This is a genomic window from Streptomyces sp. NRRL S-495 (genome assembly GCF_000966955.1).
GTDB lineage: Bacteria > Actinomycetota > Actinomycetes > Streptomycetales > Streptomycetaceae > Kitasatospora > Kitasatospora purpeofusca.
The window spans coordinates 1-5253 of sequence record NZ_JZWY01000505.1 but is presented as its reverse complement, the minus strand read 5'-3'; the positions used below and the strand labels follow the sequence as shown (position 1 = coordinate 5253).

The window sequence follows — 5253 nt, the reverse complement described above, 5'->3', positions numbered from 1 at the left end:
GCACCAGATCGGCCGCCGCCGCGTTCTCCACCAGGTACTTGGGCGTCTTGGTGCCCGGGATCGGCAGCACGTACCGCCCCTGCGCGACCACCCAGGCGAGCGCCACCTGCGCGGGCGTCGCGCCGACCCGCGCCGCGACCTCCCGCACCCGCTCCACCAGCGCCAGGTTCGCCTTCAGCGCGTCCTGCTGGAAGCGGGGCAGCTGGCGGCGGAAGTCGTCGGCCGGCAGCTCGTCGAAGGAGGCGATGCCACCGGTCAGGAAGCCCCGGCCGAGCGGCGAGAACGGCAGGAACGCGATCCCGTGCTCCTCGGTGTACGGCAGCACCTCGGCCAGCGAGTCCCTGGTCCACAGCGACAGTTCGTTCTGCACCGAGGCCACCGGGTGGACGGCCCGGGCGCGCTCGATCTCCTCGACGCCCACCTCGGACAGCCCGATCCGGCGCGCCTTGCCGGCCGCCACCACCTCGGCGAGCGCGCCCCAGGACTCCTCGATCGGCACCTCCGGGTCGACCCGGTGCAGCTGGTACAGGTCGACGTGGTCGGTGCCAAGCCGGTGCAGACTGTCGTCGATCGCCCGCCGGATGTGCTCGGGCCGGCCGTTGCGCAGCACCCGCTCCTCACCGGTGCCCGGCACCAGGCCGACCTTGGTGGCGAGCACCGCCCGCTCCCGGTACGGACCGGCCAGGGCGGCGCCGACCACCTCCTCGTTGCTGTACGGGCCGTAGATGTCGGAGGTGTCGATCAGCGTGACCCCGAGGTCGAGCGCCTGCCGGATCACCCGGACCGAGGTCTCGTCGTCCCGGTTGTGGACGTCGTAGGCCCAGGTCATCCCCATGCAGCCGAGGCCGACGACCCCGACCTCGGGGCCCTCGCTGCCGAGCGTGGCGTTGCGCATGACGTACTCCTCACTGGTGCCGGCCCCGTGGCGCCGACGTGCGGTCGGATCAACGGGCACCAGCCTGCCCCTTGGAGTGCACTCAAGGTCAAGCGGCACCGCCGAGCCGGACCGGCCGCCGCGGCCGTCACGAGCGCCTCAACCCCGCCGCGCGAGCGCCTCGACGGCGGCTGCCGTCCAGATCCGCCGGGCCAGCACCTCCGGCGCCAGGGTGCCGTCGACGGTCAGACCGCAGTCGGCCCGCAGCGGCTCGATGTGGCGCTCATGGGCGTCCCGCCGGTGCTCGACGTAGTTCCGCAGCAGCACCGCGAGCGGGAAGTCGCCCGCGACGCACTTGCGTTCGATCTTGCGGGCCAGCCGGAGGTCCGCCGCCACGTCCACGAAGACGTCCAGGCGGGGGCGGGAGCGCGGCGCGGCCACCCGGCGGGCGAAGAGGCCCTCGACGACCACGACCGGGGCGGCGGCGAGCGCGGCCCCGAGGTCGGCGTCCAGCCACTCACCGTCGATCGAGCGCGGATCGCCGACGTCCAGCCGGGGTTTCCCGTTCTCGTCGGGCGCCCACACGCCCCGCCCCGGTTCGGCGTACCAGTAGTCGTCGCCGTGCAGGACGCGGACCGGCCCCTCCGCCGCGGCCGCCACGAGCGCCCCGGCCAGTGTCGTCTTGCCCGCCCCCGCACCACCGGTCAGTGTCAGCAGCACAAACCCTCCCCGTCCTCGCTCCCCGTCCTCGCTCGCCGAGCGAGCGAGCGAGCGAGCGAGCCGCGCCCGGCAATCCGCCCGCATCCTTCCGCCGGAACCTTAACGTCCGCGTAAGGCACGCCGGGAGGCTGCTTTGATGCCCCGAAGGTTCTTGACGTGCCCAGCTGGTCTAGTCCAGCTTGGTCCTCAGCACCGCGCACCTCCCCCACCCGGACCACCCTCCGCCGTCACCCGCCCCCGCGCCCCCTCCCCACCGCGCGCGGACGGTGGCAGGCCTCGTTCCCGAGAGGCACCCCCATGCCACGCGCGCCCCACGACACCCCTGCCCGGCACCGCCGCCCGGCGGTCCGCACCAAGCTGCTCGGCCTCACCGCCGCCGTCGTCCTCGCCGGCGGCGGCCTGGCCACGGTCGCCGGGAACGCCGGCGCCGCCGACGGCAACCTGCTCGCCAACCCCGGGTTCGAGAGCGGCTCGCTCGGCCCGTGGAGCTGTTCCGGCACCACCGGCAGCGTGGTCGACTCCGGCGCGCACGGCGGCTCCTACGCGCTGAACGGCGCCGTCGGCAGCTCCGACACCGCCCAGTGCGGCCAGAGCGTCGCCGTGAAGCCCAACACCACCTACACGCTGAGCGCCTGGGTCAAGGGCCAGTACGTGTACCTCGGCGCGACCGGCAGCGGGGTCACCGACCCGGCCGTCTGGACGCCCGGCGGCGGCAGCTGGCAGCAGCTGACCGCCACCTTCACCACCGGCGCGGCCACCACCAGCGTCAACGTCTACCTGCACGGCTGGTACGGCCAGGGCGGCTACCTCGCCGACGACGTCACCCTGTCCGGCCCCGGCGGCAACCCGAGCACCCCGCCGCCCACCACCACCCCGCCGACCACGACGCCCCCGACCACCACCCCGCCCACGAGCACGCCGCCCACCACCCCCGCGCCCAACGTCGCGCTCCCGGTGGCCCCGTACATCGACATGGGCGCCTGGCCGACCCCCTCGCTGCCCGCGATGGCCAAGTCCGGCAACCTCAAGGCCTTCACCATGGGCTTCGTCACCGCCGTCGGCTGCAAGGCCAGTTGGTTCAACGCCTACGACCCGCGCACCGGCTGGGCCAAGGACCAGATCGACGCACTGCGCGCGGCCGGCGGCGACGTCAAGCTCTCCTTCGGCGGCGCCAGCGGTTCCGAACTCGCCGCGGCCTGCACCAGCGTCGACTCGCTGTTCGCCGAGTACGACGCCGTCGTGAAGGCCTACAACCTGCGCTACGTGGACTTCGACATCGAGGGCGCCGCGATCGCCGACACCGCCGCCAACGAGCGCCGCTCCGCCGCGCTCGCCAAGCTGCAGAAGGCCAACCCGGGGCTGAAGGTCTCCTTCACCCTGCCGGTCCTCCCGGAGGGCCTCACCACCGAGGGCGTCGCCATCGTCCGCTCGGCCCGCGACGCGGGCGTGGACGTCGACCTCGTCAACATCATGGCGATGGACTACTACCGCTCCGGCGCGGACTACGGCGACGCCGCCGTCCAGGCCGCACAGTCCCTGTACGGCCAGCTCAAAGCCCTGTACCCGGCCAAGAGCGACGCCCAGCTGTGGTCGGCGATCGGCGTCACCCCGATGATCGGCGAGAACGACGACCACCAGGTCTACAACCAGGCCGACGCCCAGCAGCTGGTCGCCTTCGCCCGTCAGCACCACCTCGGCGAACTGGCCTTCTGGGACGCCACCCGGGACGCCAACGCCTGCACCGGCGGCCTCTTCAAGTGCACCAACATCCCGCAGCAGCCCTACGAGTTCGCCAAGATCTTCGCCCAGTACACCGGCTGAGCAGCCCCTGCCGAACAGCCCCACCCGCACCCCCGCCGGCGGCCCCACCCCAGGGGCCGCCGGCGCGGCGTTATTCGAGCGCGCGTTCGCGGACGGTCCACTACAGTCCCCCCATCACCGGAGCCGCCCGCGAGCGGTTCCGACGCAGGTGAACGGGCGCACGAGGGGGCGGACATGACAGTCCGGGACGACACGGGCACCACGACCGGGGACATCACCCCCGAGGAGCTGGCCGCGTTCAGCCGCACCCTCGGCCGCCTGCGCGCACTGCCCACCGGCGACCGCACCCGGCTGCACGCCGAGCGACAGCTCAGCTCCTTCTACCGCGAGAGCCGCAAGCAGCGCCGCCAGGAGAAGCGCGCCGAGATCCTGGCCGCCGACGCCCAGTTGCTCGCCGCCACCGCCACCGGTGCCCCCGACCGCCGCGAGGACGCCCCGCTCGCCCCCGCGCCCGTCCACTCCGCGCCGCTCGGTGAACTCCGCGGCCACCGCCGCTGCTACGTCTGCAAGCAGCGCTACCGCGAGGTGGACGCGTTCTACCACATGCTCTGCCGCCCCTGCGCGGCCGACAACACCGCCCGCCGCGCGCTCTCCACCGACCTCCGGGGCCGCCGCGCGCTGCTCACCGGCGGCCGGGTGAAGATCGGCTTCCAGCTGGCCCTGATGATGCTGCGCGACGGCGCCGAGCTGCTCGTCACCAGCCGCTTCCCGCACGACACCGTGCGCCGCTTCCGGGCCGCCGAGGGCAGCGCCGCCTGGTGGGACCGGCTCACCGTCATCGGCATCGACCTGCGCGACCCGCGCCAGGTCCTCGGCCTCACCGATCAACTGCGCTCCGACGGACGGCCGTTGGACATCCTGGTCAACAACGCCGCGCAGACCCTGCGCCGTCCGCCCGAGTCCTACGCGCTGCTGGCCGCCGGCGAGCGGTCCGCCCTGCCCGCGAGCGACGCCGCGACCGTCACGCATGCGCCCGGCTTCCGGCCGACGACCGCCCTGGCTCCATCACCGTCACCGTCACCGCTCCCGGCCCCGGTCCCGCTCGGGGCCGACGAAGCCGGCCTGCTGCCGGACCTCGCGGACACCAACTCCTGGTCTGCACGCCTCGGTTCGCTCGACCCGACCGAGGTGCTGGAGGTCCAGCTCGTCAACGCGCTCGCCCCGGCCCTGCTCTGCGACCGGCTGCTCCCGCTGCTGCTCGCCTCCCCGCACCCGCGCCGCTACATCGTCAACGTGACGGCGGTGGAGGGCCGGTTCGCCGTCCGCAACAAGACCGCCGGCCACCCGCACACCAACATGGCCAAGGCCGCGCTCAACATGCTCACCCGGACCAGCGCGGAGGAACTCGCCACCCGGGGCGTGTACATGTGCGCCGTCGACACCGGCTGGATCACCGACGAGAACCCGGCCCCCCGAAAGGCCCGGATCGCCGCCACCGGCTTCCGCACCCCGCTCGACATCGTCGACGGCGCCGCCCGCGTCTACGACCCCGTCGTCCGCGGCGAGGCGGGCTCGCCGGTCTCCGGCGTCTTCCTCAAGGACTACCGCGAGGCGGCCTGGTGACCGGCCCGCACCTGTGGCTGCGCCGAACGGCCACCGGTTGCGTCCGACCGCGACGCCTTCCGCACCCGCCCGGTCAGGCCGCGAGGCCCAGACCCAGGGTCACCGCCACCGGGGCGAGGTAGAGGAGCGGAAAAGGCACGGTCTTGTACGAGCGGGCCCGCAGGCAGGTGATCACCGCGCCGAAGAAGTAGAGGATCAGGCCGACAGCGGCCGCGACGCCGAGAGCCGGAACCACGAGGCCGACCAGCAGACCGGCCGCGCCCGCCAGCTTCGCC

General features: G+C 73.8%; 5 protein-coding genes. 2 read left to right on the top strand and 3 right to left on the bottom strand.

Going from position 1 to position 5253, the window contains the following annotated elements; translation table 11 throughout:
* Together VR45_RS25090 and VR45_RS25085 are read right to left on the bottom strand one after the other, a co-directional pair.
* Window positions 1-895, bottom strand: an 895-nt coding sequence (locus VR45_RS25090) for an aldo/keto reductase (RefSeq protein WP_045942099.1), incomplete at its 3' end; no start/stop codon positions are given.
* Between the two features lie 138 nt (window positions 896-1033).
* Window positions 1034-1594: a hypothetical protein gene (locus VR45_RS25085; protein ID WP_045942098.1), complete on the bottom strand. Its 561-nt coding sequence runs from the start codon at window positions 1592-1594 to the stop codon at window positions 1034-1036.
* Between the two features lie 297 nt (window positions 1595-1891).
* Here VR45_RS25085 and VR45_RS43380 point away from each other — a divergent pair, with 297 nt between their 5' ends.
* Both VR45_RS43380 and VR45_RS25075 read left to right on the top strand, forming a co-directional pair.
* Window positions 1892-3415 (top strand): carbohydrate binding domain-containing protein, encoded by a 1524-nt coding sequence (locus VR45_RS43380; protein WP_045942097.1) that lies wholly within the window; start codon window positions 1892-1894, stop codon window positions 3413-3415.
* Between the two features lie 174 nt (window positions 3416-3589).
* Window positions 3590-4978 carry an SDR family NAD(P)-dependent oxidoreductase gene (locus VR45_RS25075; RefSeq protein WP_045942096.1) on the top strand — a complete coding sequence of 463 codons (1389 nt, stop codon included), beginning with the start codon at window positions 3590-3592 and terminating at the stop codon, window positions 4976-4978.
* A 73-nt stretch (window positions 4979-5051) separates the two neighbouring features.
* Here VR45_RS25075 and VR45_RS25070 read toward each other — a convergent pair.
* A partial coding sequence (locus VR45_RS25070) for a DoxX family protein (protein WP_045942095.1) occupies window positions 5052-5253 on the bottom strand: 202 nt, incomplete at its 5' end.